Annotated in this window: 21 protein-coding genes and 1 riboswitch; of the genes, 12 read left to right on the top strand and 9 right to left on the bottom strand. The window is 37.1% G+C overall.

The window, feature by feature from the left end; genetic code table 11:
- Positions 1–99: 99 nt before the first annotated feature.
- The 3 genes from RUH95_RS12355 to RUH95_RS12345 all read left to right on the top strand — a co-directional run bounded on the left by RUH95_RS12355 (position 100) and on the right by RUH95_RS12345 (position 2357).
- The gene (locus RUH95_RS12355; protein WP_313893181.1) at positions 100–567 is read left to right on the top strand and encodes a DinB family protein; all 468 of its coding nucleotides are present in this window, start codon (positions 100–102) and stop codon (positions 565–567) included.
- Positions 568–581: 14 nt separating this feature from the next.
- The gene (locus tag RUH95_RS12350; RefSeq protein WP_313893180.1) at positions 582–740 is read left to right on the top strand and encodes a hypothetical protein; all 159 of its coding nucleotides are present in this window, start codon (positions 582–584) and stop codon (positions 738–740) included.
- Between the two features lie 174 nt (positions 741–914).
- Entirely contained in the window at positions 915–2357 is a 1443-nt protein-coding gene (locus RUH95_RS12345; RefSeq protein ID WP_313893179.1) for a M1 family metallopeptidase, read from the top strand.
- Position 2358: 1 nt separating this feature from the next.
- Here the strand turns inward: RUH95_RS12345 and RUH95_RS12340 are convergent, their stop codons facing one another.
- From RUH95_RS12340 to RUH95_RS12315, 6 genes are all read right to left on the bottom strand, one after another.
- Positions 2359–2664: a hypothetical protein gene (locus tag RUH95_RS12340; RefSeq protein WP_313893178.1), complete on the bottom strand. Its 306-nt coding sequence runs from the start codon at positions 2662–2664 to the stop codon at positions 2359–2361.
- Positions 2665–2723: 59 nt separating this feature from the next.
- Positions 2724–3365 (bottom strand): response regulator, encoded by a 642-nt coding sequence (locus tag RUH95_RS12335; protein ID WP_313893177.1) that lies wholly within the window; start codon positions 3363–3365, stop codon positions 2724–2726.
- Entirely contained in the window at positions 3340–4398 is a 1059-nt protein-coding gene (locus RUH95_RS12330) for a sensor histidine kinase (protein ID WP_313893176.1), read from the bottom strand. Before RUH95_RS12330 ends, RUH95_RS12335 begins: the two co-directional genes overlap by 26 nt.
- Complete coding sequence (gene liaF / locus RUH95_RS12325) at positions 4395–5096, bottom strand: cell wall-active antibiotics response protein LiaF (RefSeq protein WP_313893175.1); 702 nt, start codon at positions 5094–5096, stop codon at positions 4395–4397. Before liaF ends, RUH95_RS12330 begins: the two co-directional genes overlap by 4 nt.
- Before the next feature lie 129 nt (positions 5097–5225).
- Entirely contained in the window at positions 5226–5864 is a 639-nt protein-coding gene (locus RUH95_RS12320) for a PspA/IM30 family protein (RefSeq protein WP_313893174.1), read from the bottom strand.
- Between the two features lie 13 nt (positions 5865–5877).
- The gene (locus RUH95_RS12315) at positions 5878–6231 is read right to left on the bottom strand and encodes a lmo0954 family membrane protein (RefSeq protein ID WP_313893173.1); all 354 of its coding nucleotides are present in this window, start codon (positions 6229–6231) and stop codon (positions 5878–5880) included.
- 154 nt (positions 6232–6385) lie between these two features.
- On the opposite strand from RUH95_RS12315, the gene RUH95_RS12310 reads away from it, so the two are divergent.
- From RUH95_RS12310 to RUH95_RS12285, 6 genes are all read left to right on the top strand, one after another.
- The gene (locus tag RUH95_RS12310) at positions 6386–7474 is read left to right on the top strand and encodes a metallophosphoesterase (RefSeq protein ID WP_313893172.1); all 1089 of its coding nucleotides are present in this window, start codon (positions 6386–6388) and stop codon (positions 7472–7474) included.
- Positions 7474–8076 (top strand): DedA family protein, encoded by a 603-nt coding sequence (locus RUH95_RS12305; protein ID WP_313893171.1) that lies wholly within the window; start codon positions 7474–7476, stop codon positions 8074–8076. Before RUH95_RS12310 ends, RUH95_RS12305 begins: the two co-directional genes overlap by 1 nt.
- Before the next feature lie 9 nt (positions 8077–8085).
- Positions 8086–8913, top strand: a complete 828-nt coding sequence (locus RUH95_RS12300) for an undecaprenyl-diphosphate phosphatase (protein WP_313893170.1) — start codon at positions 8086–8088, stop codon at positions 8911–8913.
- Between the two features lie 666 nt (positions 8914–9579).
- Positions 9580–9758: riboswitch (cobalamin riboswitch) on the top strand.
- 163 nt (positions 9759–9921) lie between these two features.
- Complete coding sequence (locus RUH95_RS12295) at positions 9922–12147, top strand: ribonucleoside-diphosphate reductase subunit alpha (RefSeq protein ID WP_313893169.1); 2226 nt, start codon at positions 9922–9924, stop codon at positions 12145–12147.
- Positions 12147–12602 carry a flavodoxin gene (locus RUH95_RS12290; RefSeq protein WP_313893241.1) on the top strand — a complete coding sequence of 152 codons (456 nt, stop codon included), beginning with the start codon at positions 12147–12149 and terminating at the stop codon, positions 12600–12602. Before RUH95_RS12295 ends, RUH95_RS12290 begins: the two co-directional genes overlap by 1 nt.
- Positions 12562–13593: a ribonucleotide-diphosphate reductase subunit beta gene (locus tag RUH95_RS12285; protein ID WP_313893168.1), complete on the top strand. Its 1032-nt coding sequence runs from the start codon at positions 12562–12564 to the stop codon at positions 13591–13593. Before RUH95_RS12290 ends, RUH95_RS12285 begins: the two co-directional genes overlap by 41 nt.
- A gap of 144 nt (positions 13594–13737) precedes the next feature.
- Here RUH95_RS12285 and RUH95_RS12280 read toward each other — a convergent pair whose 3' ends face one another.
- The 3 genes from RUH95_RS12280 to RUH95_RS12270 all read right to left on the bottom strand — a co-directional run bounded on the left by RUH95_RS12280 (position 13738) and on the right by RUH95_RS12270 (position 15657).
- A complete protein-coding gene (locus tag RUH95_RS12280; protein ID WP_313893167.1) occupies positions 13738–14238 on the bottom strand; it encodes a DUF1697 domain-containing protein in 501 nt (166 codons plus the stop codon).
- Between the two features lie 22 nt (positions 14239–14260).
- Positions 14261–14629, bottom strand: a complete 369-nt coding sequence (locus RUH95_RS12275) for a VOC family protein (RefSeq protein WP_313893166.1) — start codon at positions 14627–14629, stop codon at positions 14261–14263.
- A gap of 125 nt (positions 14630–14754) precedes the next feature.
- On the bottom strand, positions 14755–15657 hold the full coding sequence (locus tag RUH95_RS12270) for a DMT family transporter (protein WP_313893165.1): 903 nt from the start codon (positions 15655–15657) through the stop codon (positions 14755–14757).
- Positions 15658–15789: 132 nt separating this feature from the next.
- Here RUH95_RS12270 and RUH95_RS12265 point away from each other — a divergent pair, with 132 nt between their 5' ends.
- The 3 genes from RUH95_RS12265 to RUH95_RS12255 are packed head-to-tail and all read left to right on the top strand — an operon-like array spanning position 15790 to position 17465.
- The gene (locus RUH95_RS12265; protein ID WP_313893164.1) at positions 15790–16017 is read left to right on the top strand and encodes a helix-turn-helix transcriptional regulator; all 228 of its coding nucleotides are present in this window, start codon (positions 15790–15792) and stop codon (positions 16015–16017) included.
- Positions 16018–16021: 4 nt separating this feature from the next.
- The gene (locus tag RUH95_RS12260) at positions 16022–16327 is read left to right on the top strand and encodes a hypothetical protein (RefSeq protein WP_313893163.1); all 306 of its coding nucleotides are present in this window, start codon (positions 16022–16024) and stop codon (positions 16325–16327) included.
- 19 nt (positions 16328–16346) lie between these two features.
- Positions 16347–17465, top strand: a complete 1119-nt coding sequence (locus RUH95_RS12255) for a serine hydrolase (RefSeq protein WP_313893162.1) — start codon at positions 16347–16349, stop codon at positions 17463–17465.
- Positions 17466–17503 lie beyond the last annotated feature (38 nt).

The following is a 17503-nucleotide window of genomic DNA, read 5'->3' as shown; positions in this document are numbered from 1 at the left end:
GGAATCCGAGTGAGGGTTTCTCGCTTTTTTCGGTTAGTTGGAAAACAGAATTTTCAAACTTTTGTTATACTAAATAAAATACCTAAAGGGGATGTTAGGATGGAAACGATTAAACAGTTAAACTTTGCACGAACTTATACATTGGGGAAGCTGAGACAAAGCAATGAGGCAGCTTGGGACATACAGCCAAAAGGATTTAACAATACAATTCGTTGGAACATCGGGCATATTTTTGTATTGGTGGAAAAACTGACGCAAAAAGCAATCCCAACTTACGAGCTAGAACACGCCGAATGGATTCCATTATTCGCGCCTGGAACAACACCAAAAGGATGGGAAGTTGAACCGCCAACGAATGAGGAATTAGTAAATGCGCTTAAAAATCAATCAGAACGAATTAAAGCAGCGCTAGAAGGAAACCTTCAAAACGTATTAGCTGAGCCAGTGTCTATTGGTAAATATCATCAAATGAATACAGTAGAAGCGATAGTCCAATTTTTAAGTTGGCACGAAGGCGTCCACTCAGGCATTATTCACGCATTGAATCGTGCAACAATTGTTGAATAGGGATGAAGGTCTTATTGCCGGGGCAGTTGGAAGCGGCAAAACAACTCTTGCGAGATCAGTTGCTTGAAGAGGCAATGCGGTCACCACATTGGGCTATAGAAGGAGTTCATATAGATTGGACGGATGCGATATTATTAAATGCCGATCAAATCAACAAGTGTCTAACCAAATAATTGTTTACAAAGATGAGGCTGACTGTCGAAAATAAAAATTTTCAAGGTCGGCTTTTTTTATTCGCTGTGAATTATTCCATAATTCAGAAATTAGAGAGGGGTTTTCTTTGAATATGTCGAAACTGTTATAGAAGAATTTCAACCAATCGTGGGATACGGAGGGCTAGTAACTATATGAAAACTAATAATCGATTTAAGATGGTAGCCATTTTTGTTGGGTTAGCTTTACTTACAGGTGTTCTGTGTCTGTTTGCGTATACAACTCAAGGTGAGGAAAAGAAAACATCGGGAGAAGTGAAACTAGAAACTTCAGAAAATATTCTTCCCGGTGCAAGAGGAGCCTACGTTATAGATATAAAGCTAAATAATGATAAGAAATTCCATATTAGTGCTGAGGTTGAAGTGACGAATGATTCAAAAGAGTCGTGGAAGGATATTGGATTCGATTTTATTCCAAATGCACTAACAAAGGAAAATAAGCCATATCTTCTACCAAACTCAGGAAAGGTCTCTATCATTTCAATTACTAAATCTAGCAAAGAGATACCATACGAGTTAACAAAAAATAAACTTTTTCTTAAACTTGAAAAAAGCTTAAAGCCTGGAAAATCAACGAAAGTAAAAATAGAATATACACTGGAACTCCCAGAAAATGGTTTTAGATTATCAAGAGTGGATGATAGTTATTACTTAGCCCATTGGTATCCAATGTTAGGACACTACCAAAATGGATGGAATATTAATGATTATTTGATAAAAGGGGAATCGTACGACACAAGCTATGGGAGCTATGTAGTGAATTATGATCTTCCAAAAGAATTTCTTGTTGCTAGTTCAGGATATGAAGGGGACATAAAACAAACTTCAGCAGGAAAAATTGAAGGGAATAATATTAAAGACTTTTATATGGCTTTGTTGGACCCAAAAGATTGGATTAGCAAGACATCGACAGTGAATGGTACCACTTTGAGATTATTTTTTCCAAGTAATAAAACCAACGTTGCTGGACTCATGATTAAGGATGCCAGTGATGCATTTGCCTATTTTGAAGAAAACATAGGGGATTATCCTTTCTCTGAATTAGATATTATAGCAAACAATGGAGGTATGGAATATCCAAACATTGTGGAAGTATCGAACAACGAGCAAAACTACGAGAATACACTTGTTCACGAAATTGCACATCAATGGTTTTATTTTATGGTTTCAAATAATCCATATAATGACGCCTGGTTGGATGAAAGTTTAACTGTGTTTCTAACGTCTACGTATTTATTAAATAAGTATGGGGATGAGACAACTGGGTTTGAAAGAGCGCTCCGCATTTCAGCGTACCAGTCTAATAAAAAAATTGTAAATATTGCTCAAGAGGAATTTGGAAAAGGTTATGTTTCTACTATATACGGTAAAGTCCCTATCTTATTAAGGGATTTCTTTAAAGAGCTTGGAGGTCAAGAAGAGGCATTAAAATTCTTGTCAGCATATTTTAAACAATTTCAATTTAAATATGTAGATAGCTATTCGTTCTCGGTTTTTTTCAATGAGTATTTTCAAGGGGATTATAGTGATTTTTTAGAAGAATGGCTAGAATTGAAAAAGGATGCCCCAATCAATTAGGTCATCCTCTTCTCTTTATTTCATTTACTTCATTCATTAAGTAATCTAATTTATTGTGTATTTGTTGAAGCTGTGACTGTTGTTGTCCAGCTTCTTTCGTAGCGATCTTGTCTTTTTTAATCGTTTCAGATAATTCGATTCCCTCACCTAAGGTATCGACGATAAAGCCGATTGTAATAATAATAGCTCCAATTAATCCTACTGTGGCACCTAATCGAGGTGGTAACTGGTTACTCGGATCTTCGGGTTCCGACTGGTTACACAGATCTACAGGTAGAAACTGGTTACACAGATCTTCAGGTCTCATCTACTTAAACATCCTTTACCCCGTCTTTTTCATAGCATATGATAACAGGGCCATATGCGTTATTTTTTCGATGGTACAAGCTGATGTTCAAATGCATAAATGACGGCTTGCGTGCGGTCGCTTACTTCCAGTTTCGATAAAATATTGCTCACATGTGTTTTAGCAGTTTTTAGTGCGATGAACAATGTATCGGCGATATCTTGATTCGCTTTGCCTTCAGCCATCAGTAACAATACTTCAAGTTCACGATCTGTAAGATCTTCATGTAGTGCCTGAGAAGATCCTTGGCGCATGCGTTTCATCATTTTATTCGTAACCTCAGGCTCTAAAACAGCATCTCCATTTAACGTCTTACGAATCGAATCTGCAATTACAGAGGCTTTCGATGTTTTCAATAAATAACTAATAGCACCTGCTTCAAGAGCAGGATATACTTTATCATCATCGATAAAACTTGTCACGATCATCACTTTTGCTTCAGGCCATCTTTGGACAATTTCATGAGTCGCCTCCGCCCCGTTCATAATGGGCATAACCATATCCATTAAAATAATATCCGGCCTATGCTGAAGTGCAAGTTCAACTGCTTCCTGCCCGTTAACTGCTTCTGCAACAACATCCATATCCGGCTGAGCTTGCAAATAAGCGGACACGCCAATGCGCACCATTTCATGATCATCCGCTAATAATATTCGAATCATTGTCTACATCTCCTCTCTCGATCGGCAATTTCACTTCTACAATCGTTCCTTGCGACGGAACTGATACCACTTTACAAGCAGCCCCGATTTCTACCGATCTTTCCATGACGCTTTCTAAGCCATACGAGCCAGCTTTTCCTTCTGCCATTTCAAATCCAACACCATTATCCTGTACGCGCAAAATTGCAAGACCATCTCGCTCCACGAATAAAATATCCACTTCTGTTGCGTTTGCATGTCGTAGCGTATTCGATAATGTTTCTTGCGCAATGCGGAATAAATGATCTTCGGCTCCTTTTGGCAAAGGTACTTCTTCTAATCGATAACGGATCGTGAAAAATACTTTTTGTTGTAATTCTATTAATAATTCTTCCATACCTTGTTTCAATGTTTTATTATGCAGTGCAGCTGGACGTAAATGGAGCAGTAAAGCGCGCATTTCTAGCTGTGCTTGTTGCACAATTTTTTCTGTTTGTGTCAATGTCTTATGTGCTTCACCGTGCTGTGCTTCTTCAATTTCAACCATAGTAGAAAGGAGCATGGATGCGGCAAATAATTGCTGAGATACAGAGTCATGTAACTCTCTTGCCAAACGTTGCCTCTCTTGCACGATTCGTTCCTGAATAAGCTTATCCTGTGCTTCAGCTTTTTCGTTTGTAATTCGTTGCAACGTTTTACGCTGGGTCAAAATAAGCTGCTCTAATTGGTTTGTGGTCATATGTAATCGTTTAGAGTAGGCATATTTTTTATTGGTCGGTACGAATGTTTCAGCTTCTAGTAGCGGTCGTAAGCTAACTTCGATTTTTTTCTCCTGATCACGAACTTTTTGCAGCGTATTCAATGAAAAACTAAAGCTTATGATAGCTAGTATCATAATGATCCAAGCGCCGAACGGAATATTCGCATAAGCAGTATCAAGTAAAGACCACCAAGCATTATCATTGGGCCAACCCCAAAGACCATATAAAAGCGCCGTTGCCAATGCTAATAAAGTGAAGAAAATAGAGAATCCTTGACCGAAAAATATCTTCACTTACGAACCACCTCGATATCTCCAATCCAAGTAGATACAGTGATGACTAGTTCAGAAGCATAAGTTACATCGTCTAAATAACCATCTTTCAATACGACAGACTGATTCCACAGACGTTGAACGCCTCGACCAAAAATATTTGCTTCCCCAATAATCGTCGCATAATGTACTCTTACTGGGACTTCATAAGGAACATAAATGGTTACTTTTCCAAGCGATTGACGGATGGATATGAAAGAAGTGCCTTTCGGTAAAACGGTTTGCGTTACGTCGACCATATGCTCTCCGTAAAAGCTTTGCACATGTACATCTTGCCATTCGTAGGCATTGAATGGTGTTGTTTGTGCAGAAAAAAGCTTGTTTTGAATAATGCTATTAGGCGTTTCTTTATATACAGTATCAAAAGGTTTTATTATTTGACGAATTGGTTCGTTTTTCCATAGTTTGTAAAGTGCATACATCATAATGGCGATGAGCAATAAACGCAGGCTCCACATAGAAAAGATAGCCATAATAATAAAAATGAATCCAGTCCAAAATAAAAAGCGAGCTCTTCTTCGGAGGCTAAAATAAATCATCCCAATGCCAAGAAGGACTAATACAATACTGCCGTTTCCGAAAATTGTAGCTTCTATGAACATAAGAAAAACAAAACAAATAAGGATAAAAGCAAGTTTGTTTGTTTGACCATCTTTCATATACGTATTCCTCCTTCTGTTGAACAAACAGTAAGCTATATATTTAATACCTTAAGTATATAGCTTATTGTTCGTGATGATAGAAAAAATTAGAGGAGAAGGTATTTTTCTTCTCCTCTTTCTTTTAGTTTACACAATTTCTTTCTTTGGTTGTTCATTTTTTTCTAACATTTCTAAACGTTGTTCCATCGATGTGATTTCGTGCTCTTGTTCAATCTTTTGTCCAAGGCGTTCGATGTAGTTTTCCATGTCTTCGAATGTACCGAAGTTTTTTTCTTTTTGTTCAGGCTGTAGCATACGATCCATTTGATGATGTGCACGTACTACATTTTCTTTGCCCATCAATTGCAGTTGGCGAACTTTCATATCTTTAATTTTATGCTTCATCTCTTCGTATTTACGCTCTAAACCGAAAAGTTCTTCTGTTGTTTGTTGAATGCTGTTTTGTAGTACTGTTGTTCTTTCGCTATATGCGTGTACTTCAGCTTGTGCGAATTCGATCAGATCTTTTTCATTGTTAGCTACTGCAAGTTCTACTTGTCGCTGACGTTTTTCCACCATTTGTGTTGTTTCTGCAAGCTCCTTTTCAAGCTCTAATTTCAGCTTTCCTTGGCGTTCTAACCATTTACCAGTTTGTTCTGTTTGCTTTTCAGCCTCACGAATGTACTGATTCAGCATAGAAATTGGATTTTTTTCTTCTTTTTTATCAAACATTTTGTGTAAATCAGCCTCTACCGAGTATTTGAATCGTTTCCAAAGTGTTGTCATTTAATTTTCCTCCTTATTTTGAAAGTTCGTTCCATTGTTTTTCGAAATTAACAAAAGGGTCATCCGATTTTACTGTAGGTGTTGAAAAGCTCACAGATTCGTTATTCCATTTTTTCACTACATACCAGATAGCTACGATTGCTAAAATTCCGAAGAAACCAGGTACGTTAGAAACAGCAGTAAGTAATCCGATGATACCTACGATTGCCCAAATAATTTTCAAGAAAGTAGATTCACTCTTTAGGTAGAAGTGTATACCAGCAAATACGATTAACGCAGACACCCCAAGTCCCAATAAAGAACCTAAGCTTGCAAGAGCTACTATTCCAGCGGTAATACCAAGTACTAATAAACCAAATTTTTTCATATGATTGTTCCTCCTCTCGTTTGTATTTATAGCTTATCAATTCCACTAATGATTCCAAACGGTCTAGGAAACGATTTTCGTCTCGGTCTAGAGGCTTAGATGAGGTCGGGCTTTCAAAATCTGCTATACTAAATGAAAAAAAGGGGAGCTAGAAATGAAAAAACTTGGCGCAGGTATATTAGTAGTTCTCCTCTATTCAGCGATTGTTTTTTACTTTGGATGGAGTGTTTACACATGGCTTGAAGCATTCACACCTGTAAACGTGTGGGGTTTTAGTATTATATGGGGATTGATTGCATATGCAATTATAATAGGGAGAATAGATCATCGACTACGATTATTTAATATAGTAGGTTCTTATTGGATGATTATTATGCAGTATGGATTAATTTTATTTCCGATTGCCACTATTTTTGCGTGGATTTTTCCGAGCGAACTAAAAATAATTGGTGGACTTGTGCTTACCGTGTTTGCTTTGATTCTTATAGTAGGAACATACAACGCATATACTCCAGTAGTTCGAGAGCTATCGATTAAAATGCCTAAAAGAGATTCGAAGTTAACGCAATTGAAAGTAGTCGTTGCTTCCGATTTCCATCTTGGTTTATTATCCAATAAGGCGCATTTAAAACGCTTTGTCAAAAAATCGAACGAGCAAAAACCAGATGTTGTATTACTCGTGGGGGATTTAGTAGACGATGATCCAATTTGGTTTGTGAAAAATGGAATGTCTGAGGTTATGAAGCAGCTCACTTCAACGTATGGTAAATATGGAGTACTAGGAAATCATGAGTATTATGGAAAGAAAATTCCGCTATTAGTAGAAGAAATGAGCATGTCGGGCGTACAGATGCTATTAGATGAAACTATTTTAGTAGCTAATTCGTTTTATATAACTGGTAGAGAAGATTTGACGAATAAAGAGAGAAAACAGCTTTCAGAATTAGCACCAATGGAACGAAATTTCCCTTGGCTAGTGATGGATCACACTCCGTCGAATTTGTTAATCCCTGAGACAGAAGGGGTAGACTTTCATGTGTCGGGACATACGCATCGTGGGCAAATGTGGCCCAATCATTTATTCACGCGAAAATTATTTGAACTAGATTATGGCTATAAACAAAAAAGTAGTTTACATGCAATCGTTTCTTCCGGATTTGGTTTTTGGGGTCCCCCTATCCGTTTAGGTAGTCAATCGGAATTATGGTCAGTAAACATTCTATTAGAGGGCGTGGAAGTGTAGTGGAAGCATGGATTACCGACTGGATGAACCAGTTTGGATATGTAGGTGTATTTTTATTAATTTTAATCGAGAATATTTTCCCTCCTATTCCTTCTGAGGTGATTTTAACGCTTGGAGGGTTTATGACGACTACGACTAGCATGACGAAAGTTGGCATGATTTTTGCGTCGACTGCTGGTTCGGTTATAGGTGCAGTGATTTTATACTGGATTGGGACGCTGCTAGATGTAGAGCGTTTGGAGAAAATAATTCGAAAGTATGGAAAGATTTTGCGACTGACGAGTAAAGATATTCATAAAGCGGAATCTTGGTTTAATAAGTACGGTGTATGGGCAGTGTTTTTTGGTAGGCTCGTACCGATCGTGCGAAGTCTTATTTCGATTCCAGCAGGTATGTCGAAGATGACATTTCCATTGTTTTTATTGTTCACAACGTTAGGAACGTTAATTTGGAATACGACGCTAGTATCAGTTGGAGCTGCAGTTGGTGATAATTGGACGGATATAGTAGAGTATATGGATATTTACTCGAACATAGTGTATATTATTTTAGCAATAGTAGGAGTAGCTTTTCTTGTTTGGTATTTTAAAAAACGAACGTAAGGAGATCATATGGAATTTATAGAGTTGTTAAAAGCACTTATATTAGGTTTTGTAGAAGGGATGACAGAGTTCGCTCCTGTTTCCTCTACAGGACATATGATTATTGTGGATGATATGTGGTTGCAGACGAAGGAATTTCTAGGTGGACCTTCTGCGAATACATTTAAGATCGTTGTGCAGTTAGGGTCTATTTTAGCGGTAGTAGTTGTTTTTTGGAAACGATTATTCAGTTTGGTTGGCCTTTATAAGATGAAAGATACTGCGTCTGGTGGACAGTTAAAACTAACGCACGTATTGGTCGGTTTAATTCCAGCGGGAGTACTTGGAGTATTGTTTGAAGATTATATTGATGAGTACTTATTTAGAACGGAAACTGTATTGGTTGGCTTAGTAATCGGAGCAATTTTGATGATTTTTGCTGATAAATTTGGTCCAAAAAATCCAAAAACTAAAACACTAGATCAAATTACATATTCTCAAGCATTAAAGGTCGGTCTTGTGCAATGTCTATCGTTATGGCCAGGGTTTTCTCGTTCAGGAGCTACCATTTCAGGTGGTGTACTTTTCGGAATGAACCATAAAACGGCTGCAGACTTCACATTCATTATGGCCGTGCCAATTATGGCGGGAGCAAGCTTTTTATCCCTTCTGAAAAATTGGGATGCTATTAATATGGATCATATGAGTTTTTATGCTGTTGGATTTATAAGTGCATTTATATTCGCACTTCTTTCGATCAAGTTTTTCTTAAAACTTATTGACCGGATTAAGTTAACACCATTCGCAATTTATCGCTTAGTGTTAGCCGCAGTGCTTGCAGTTGTTTTATTTTTATAAGAAGAAAGTGGAAGCGTATTCTTTCTTGTCAGTTTAAACAGGCAGACATTCTTAGAGTGTCTGTTTTTTTATTGCTTAGGTTATGCGGTGCTCGTAGTGGTTTATGTGTGCTTTTAGTGAAAATATGTAGTACTTATAGAGTTTTATGTGGTGTTCTTGATGCGCTATTTGGAAAATGGGTATTTAGACTCATTAATTATGCCGAGAATTTTTACACGCGTGTTGATTAAGTATTTTATTCAGTTTAGTGGTTTCTGCAGGGGTTTGCGCTACAGGGTCGGACGCTTATCTCGGGCCTGCTTCTGTCGATTCTTTCGCTCTAATCCATTGGAGCATATCGGAAGCTTTCAGGCTATCCCTCTATTAAAAAAGTTTCTTACTAAAACGTAGAGTGACAGATAGAGATTTACTTAATGCCGTAGCGCGTCGGGCCGCATGAGCCGAAGTATTAGACCTAATTTGGCGCAGTACAAGTTGGCTAATGCAAGGTGCGGCAAGCGCGAAGGTATAGTGGCTATTCACTAAGACGCCTATTAGCACAAATTTTCAAAAAATAGGATAATCAACAGACGTGTTTTTTTTATTAAAAACGAATAGTCTTTTTTCCTATGTACAAGCATAAACACAATATGTTAGATTAAATAAGTGAATTAAACACAATATATAGTATGTGAACGATTTAAAGGTACCTTTATGGTTTAATAGGGAATTCGGTAAAATGCCGAAGCTGTCCCCGCAACTGTAAGTGTAGACGACTGTTGAAACAGCCACTGCGAAAATTCGTGGGAAGGGCAACGGGAGGATGAAACACGAGCCAGTAGACCTGCCTTTTGATCGATGAAGCAACACTTTCTTCGGGGGTTGAGAGGTGGGGGCGAAGGACTCTCTCTGTCTACATGGATAGAAGTGTCTTATTGTTTCCTACTTTTTAAACATGAGCGATGACTCAGCCGAAGTGGCTAGGGGCATCGTTTTTTTGTGTGTTTTGAAAATAAGGAGGAATAAATAATGACGTCGATTACGTATACAGTCAAACAAGAAATAATAGAGCAATTAGTGAAAGAATTTGGTGAAAAAAATATAGCTCCACTTATTAAATCACATGAAAAATGGGTGAAGAAATTTCCAGAAGGAACGTCATCTGACTGGTCGAAGTCGATGGCACTTGAGGTATTAAGCTTTTTAGATGAGCAAGAAACATACTGGACATTTGTTGCGGCTCGAATTTATTTAGCAGATTTGTATGAAACACAAGCGGGTATTCGTGGGCTGACTGCCGATACTGTTTACGATAATTTTGCACAGCATGTGAATAGTTTATCTGCCAAAGGGTTGTATGATCAACGTTTACTGCAGGCATATTCACAAAGTGAACTAGAAGAATTATCAAAAGTGCTTGTACCAGCGCGTGATAATTTATTTACATACATTGCTTTAAAAACATTAATCGATCGTTATGTTGCGAAAGACTTTGATAAATCAACTGCGGAGCTGCCACAGGAGAGATGGCTCATCATTGCAATGTCTTTAATGCAACAGGAAAAAGTGAATAGAATCGAAAAGATAAAAGAAGCATACTGGGCGCTTAGTAATTTATATATGACGGTCGCAACGCCGACACTTTCTAATGCAGGTAAACCGCATGGGCAATTGTCTAGTTGTTTCATTGATACGGTAGATGATAGCCTACAAGGAATTTACGATAGCAATACAGATGTTGCAACACTTTCTAAGTTCGGTGGCGGAATCGGAATTTATATGGGGAAAGTTCGCAGTCGAGGTTCTTCTATTCGTGGATTTGTAGGTGCATCAAGTGGGGTGCTTCCTTGGATTAAACAGCTAAATAATACAGCGGTTAGTGTAGACCAGCTTGGACAACGCCAAGGAGCAATTGCAGTATATTTAGATGTTTGGCATAAGGACATATTTACGTTTTTAGACTTGAAGCTAAATAACGGGGATGATCGACTTCGTGCACATGATATATTCACAGGTGTTTGTTTACCGGATTTATTTATGGAAAAAGTTGATGCACGTGGGGAGTGGCATATGTTTGATCCACATGAAGTGCGTACGGAAATGGGCTATTCACTGGAAGATTTTTATGATGAAAAGCGTGGCCAAGGTTCTTTCCGAGAGAAATATGAGGAATGTGTCAATAACAGTCGTTTATCGCGCGAAACAGTTCCTGCAATCGACTTGATGAAACGCATTATGAAAAGTCAATTAGAAACAGGTGTACCATTTATGTTTTATCGTGATCAAGTGAATCGCAGCAACCCAAATAAGCATGCAGGGATGGTTTATAGTAGTAATCTTTGTACGGAAATATTCCAAAACATGAGCGCTACTTCGTTTGAATCGATTGCTTTAGAGGATGACGTGATTGTCACACGACGCAAACCAGGAGATTTTGTTGTTTGTAACTTGTCTTCTATTAATTTAGGACGTGCGGTTCCAGAAAACGTGCTAGAGCGTTTGATTAAAATCCAAGTACGCATGCTAGATAATGTAATTGATTTGAATATGATTCCAGTTCCTCAAGCGGAGCGAACAAATGCGAGATATCGTGGAATCGGTCTTGGTACGTTCGGTTGGCATCATTTACTTGCGTTAAGCAGTATTCGTTGGGAATCCAATGAAGCGGTAGAACTTGCGGATAAATTATATGAAAACATTGCTTACTTAACTGTCCAGGCTTCTATGGAGTTGGCGAGAGAAAAAGGGGCCTATCCTTTATTCGACGGGTCAGACTGGCAAACAGGGGCTTACTTTGAAGAGCGTCAGTACGAGAGCAATGAGTGGAATGAATTGCGTAATCAAGTAGCGGAGCACGGCATGCGTAATGGCTATCTAATGGCTGTTGCACCGAACTCTTCGACATCTATTCTAGCTGGAAGTACGGCAAGTATCGACCCGATTTTCCAAAAGTCTTACTCCGAAGAGAAAAAGGATTATAAAATTCCAGTTACTGTTCCAGATTTAAATTCGGAAACAACATGGTTTTACAAGTCGGCTTATTTCATTGATCAGCACTGGACATTGAAACAAAATGCAGCACGTCAACGCCATATTGACCAAGGTGTTTCGCTGAATTTATATGTACAAAATACGATTAAAGCAAAAGAGTTATTAGATTTACATTTAGATGCATGGAATAGTGGCTTGAAAACAACGTATTACGTTCGTTCCACATCTGTTGAATTGATTGATTGTGATTCTTGCTCAAGCTAATGAAAGCAATTATTTGTTTTTTGAGCTATAGCGGAAATACAGAGGAAGTAGCGGAATTGCTACAAAAGCAGCTAATCGAGAACGATTATGCTGTAGATATGTACATGATAGGTTATGGCTTAGTGCCAGACCTATCTGTATATGACAAAGTATTTTTAGGAACGTTCACATGGGATAGGGGAAGTACGCCAGATGAGATGAAAGACTTTGTTCGGGAAGTTGGTTATAAACCGAATAACGTCTTTGTATTTGGTTCTGGAGACACGCAGTTTGGTGGAGATGATCTTTTTTGTGGAGCTGTTGATAAACTAGTGAAGTTTTTTAATAGTGATATTCGTGGTTTGAAAATAGAACAATCGCCAAGAGGAAGCCAAGAGAAAATAGTAACTACATGGTTAGAGGGAGTATTAAAAAATGCAAAAGGCAAAAACATTAGACCCGAGAAATCCGAATAAATCAACGGGAATTTTTAACGGGAAATCCAGCGGAATATTAAATTGGAACGACATTGCATATCCGCACTGGTATAAAATTTATAAACGATTATTAGGGAACTACTGGCAAGCAGATGAAGTAAATATGTCTAGTGATGTGAAGCAATTCCCTTCATTAACAAAAGCAGAGCAAGATGCTTATTTAAAAATTATTGGCTTGCTTGCAACGCTAGACGCACCACAAACAAGAACGGCATTGTTACTCTCGTTATATGCAACAGATGCCTCTGTTCAGTCGATTATGGCAGTCATTGCACAACAAGAAGCTGTGCATAATGAAAGCTATTCTTACGTTTTATCATCAATCGTGTCGTTGGATGAGCAAAATAAATCATTTGAACTTGGAAGAACGGATGCTATTTTGCGTAAAAGAAATAAAAATATCGAAAAATATTATAATGAATTCGTAGAAAATCCTACAACCGAAAACATATTGAAAACATTAACGTATACAACTTTATTAGAGGGACTATTCTTCTATTCTGGCTTTGCATTTTTCTATAATTTAGCTCGCTATAATAAGATGGTTGGTACGTCAACGATGATTAGTTATATTAACCGAGATGAACTGGAGCATGGCCGCTATATTTCCGAATTATTTAGAGCAACTTTATCTGAAAATCCAGAGCATAATAATGATGAGTTAATTGGTTGGGTTTATGATCAGTTTAAGGAATCTGTAGAACTAGAAATCGAATGGTCAAATTATGTTTTAAAAGATATTGAAGGAATTGATGTGGAAGAAATGCACGGGTATGTTAAATATCGTGCAAACAAGATGCTGCGTCTAATTGGTCTTGAGGAAATCTACCCTGAATATGTTGAAAATCCGATGAAATGGATTCGTGCGTATGCAGATAATATCGATGGTACAAAGACAGATTTCTTCGAACAAAAATCACGCCAATACGTAAAAGTGAATGCGATTGATAATGGATTTGATGATTTGTAATAAAAGAAGGCAGGCACTGTTTAAAAAGTGCCTGCCTTTTCCAATGGAAAAGACGTTATTAAGGACAATTGGACAATCTTTTTGCATAACTGGACAAACGGATTCTAAAATTGGACAATCCACTAATAAATCGCCAAAACTAGTTTACATTTTCAACGATATTTTATTCACCGTATTTTGATTCCTCGCAGTAGATGTCATGCCGAGTTTCTTTTCAAAGAAAGCATTTGTAAACTTTGTTTGGTGATAGTTTTTAAATAAATTGATAATGACATTTCGGCGATTCCAAACGATAAATTCATCGTCGACTAGGCTGTTAAGAAGCACTTGCTGCTCGTCTGTAATTTCTTTTTCTAAAAACATGACATACACTTGGTCTTTTGAGAAAATGGGATGTTTTTGTATTTCTTCAAGCTCTTCCTTCGTTCGAATAACAACTGGAATATCGAATCCGTACTTTTCTCGAAGAACAGATTCAATTTGCCCGACATCATGGGAAGCATTATCAAAAATCACATTACCCGTTTGAATATACGTCCGCACATTTTCATAGCCCATTTCTTCAAATAATATCTTCAATGATTTCATATCGACTTTATTTTTAGCCCCAAGATTAATACCTCTTAGCAAAGCAACAGACGGCATATGGACTCCCCCTATAAGTGTGTTATATCCACTCTAAAATTTCAATCCGATTTCCGAAAGGGTCATGAATATAAATTCGATTTGCTCCTGGCAAATCACTATCTACAGTAAAACGGACTTCATTTTTCGTTAAATGTATTTTTAATGCTTCTAAATTTTCTATTTGAAAAGCAGGATGTGCTTTTTTGGCGGGAGCAAATGGTTCTTCAATACCTATATGAATCTGGTAATTTGCAAATGCGAACCAAACTCCACCCTTTCGTCTTAGTTTTTCAGGCTTTTCTACTTCTTGTAATCCAAGAATTTCACCAAAAAAGTTTCTTGCAATTGTTTCTGAACCTTTAGGAGCCGCTAGTTGAACATGGTCGATTGATTTAAATATAAATGACATGATAAATCCTCCCTTGTTTTTCTAGGTTAAGCTTATCTTAAATAATATCATTTGGAAATTTTATTGTAATTATGATTAGGTATAAGAAATACTTATGGAGGTGGTGAAATCTTGTCTCAAGAAAATTATTTTCTATTCACTAGATAAATACCAAGTGCAACAAATATTAATGCAAAAGCAATTTGGATGCTAAAGCTTTCACCTGGCAAAAGCATAATAGAAAGTCCGACACCTGAAACGGGCACGAAAAACTTGTAAATCCCTACGTGACTCGCTTTATGATACATCAAAATGGAATACCACAAAGCAAATGCAACGGCGGATAATAGCGCCATATAGATTAAAAGCCCAATTGCCAAAGGAGTAAAATGAAACGAGCCTGCTGGTAAAAATGGAACAGCAATGACTAGTAAAATAAGTGCACCGATCGTAAGCTGCCATCCAGAAAGAGCAAATGGATGAATTCCTTTCCCCATTTGTTTCGCCATAATTGTTCCTACTGCACTAGTAAACGCGGACAAGAACATAAATCCTTCGCCAGTTAATGTGAAATTAGCATCAAATGATTGTCCCCAGTTTGCTACAATAATCCCTATAAATCCAGCGAATAACCCAATACATTTTTGCCAATTAAGGCGGTCATTTGAATAAATAAAATGAGCGATTAAAATCGTGAAAAAAGTATTGCTTGATGTAATGATTGCGGACTGAATACCAGTCGTATTAGAAACACCAATATAAAAGAAAAGATATTGCAAAGAAGTTTGAATAACTCCGAATAACAATAATACTCCCCATTGAGAACGTGTAACGATTAAAGCAGAACGATTAAATATAAGTAATCCAATGATAACGATTAGTCCTGCGATCAAAAAACGGATACCCGCCAATACCATTTGCGCTGTTACGTCACTGCTTTCTACTTGAAGCTCAGCATATGTAAGTTTTAATGCAGGGAAGGCGCTTCCCCATAGTACAGAACAAAAAATAGCAATGACAACCATTACCCATTTTTTTGATAAATCCACAAAAATCAACTCCTGTTACTATCATAACGAATAACTTAAAATTGTGAAATAGGTAAAAGTTTTTTTACATAAAGTAATAAATACTTTACATTATGTAAAAAATATATTACTCTCGAATAGAGGTGATAAAATTTGGCATTTTTAAATGAAAAACAAATAACCAACCGAATTGTTGTATTAAGAGCAGAACGAGGAATGTCGCAAAAAGAAGTAGCTGATCGACTAGGAGTAAGCAGACAGACAATTATTTCATTGGAAAAAAACAAATATAACCCCTCATTAAAGTTGGCTTTTGAACTTGCTTTGTTGTTCAAAGTAGATTTACATGAAGTTTTTCAATATGGATCAGAGGAGGAATAATGAAATGTTAGAAAATTTATTTGTTGTTTTGAGGCTTGCATATGTGTTGATCTTTTTCCTTGCAATGTATTGGACGTTTAAGTTTGAATGGGGAAGTGAAGGAAAGGACGAAAGAGGTCGTAGCATCTCCCAACAGTCATATAGTATAGTGTTTCCGCTAATCCCTTTAGGATGGTTGTTAATCGAGCTATACAATGATTATATCAGTGCCCTAGATTATTCCGCATATAAATCAGCCATCTGGTTTTTACTAACAGGTTTATATATTTTACATGCTATTAATATAACTATTTTGAAAAGAAAATATTAGTATGGAGGGAACTTTATAAATGGCTAATCGTATGGTAAACAAGAAAGCATTTACGAAAAAACGAATAGTTATGTATTTGTTTATCTTATTACTACTCGGAGGAGCGATATATAAAATGATGAGAGATGAGCCTGATATGATAGAAAGCTCAGATGTTATTTGGAAATATTTGAAGGATAATCCGGAAACGACGTCTTTATATGTAGCCCAAGATGGAGAAGAACTAATTACATATCAATCGGATGTAGTTAGACCGCTTGCAAGTGTTGTGAAAATTGTTGTTGCTTTAGAGTATGCAATGCAAATTGAAGAAGGAAAAATAGACCAAAACATGGTCGTGCAGCTAGATGAACTAAGTCGTTACTATGTTGAAGGAACTGATGGAGGCGCTCATGAAGCATGGGTGAGCAATTTAGAGCCAAATAAAGAAGTCACGTTGCATGAAGCAGCTAAAGGGATGATTTTATATAGCTCCAATGCAAACACTGATTTTTTAATTGATCTGCTAGGAGCAAATGCGATAAATAATCGATTAAAGAATATAGGAATAATACAGCATGAGGAAATTTATCCGATTGTAGGGGCTTTATTTATTTCAAATTATATTAAAAAGGAACATACAGAAGAGCAATTGATTGAAGAACTGACGAATATGCCGATAGATTCATATCGTGCATTAGCGATGGAATTGAGCGGGAAATTAAAAGATGGAACAATTCAATCGAATGATATTGGAGATATATCCTTAGATGTACAACGTGTATGGTCAGATCGCTTAACTGGATCATCTGCTTCGGAGTATGGCAAACTACTTTCGACTATTTCAAGAGATGAATTTTCACCTGTTGTCACGGAAGTTTTAAGAGATTTATTGGAATGGCCGATGGAATTACATGAAAGTAACCGTGAATTATTTGCTCATTTTGGTGCAAAAGGTGGTTCTACTGCATTTGTTCTTAATCAGGCTATGTATGTAGAAAACAAAGATGGACAAAAAGTAGAGTTAGTAATAATGATAGATGATCTATCCATGGAGGATGGAACGTTAGTATATGAAAACTTTGACTCATTCATTTTTAGTATGCTCACGAATGAGGAATACCGTGAAAAAGTTTCAAAAGATCTTTACGAATCTTAAATGAAAAAATAAGATGCTCCTGCAAAACGAGGAGCACC

Source organism: Psychrobacillus sp., from assembly GCF_032154225.1.
Taxonomy (GTDB): domain Bacteria; phylum Bacillota; class Bacilli; order Bacillales_A; family Planococcaceae; genus Psychrobacillus.
Note: the sequence above shows the minus strand (reverse complement) of the source record. Positions and strands in the feature narration are given on the sequence as shown.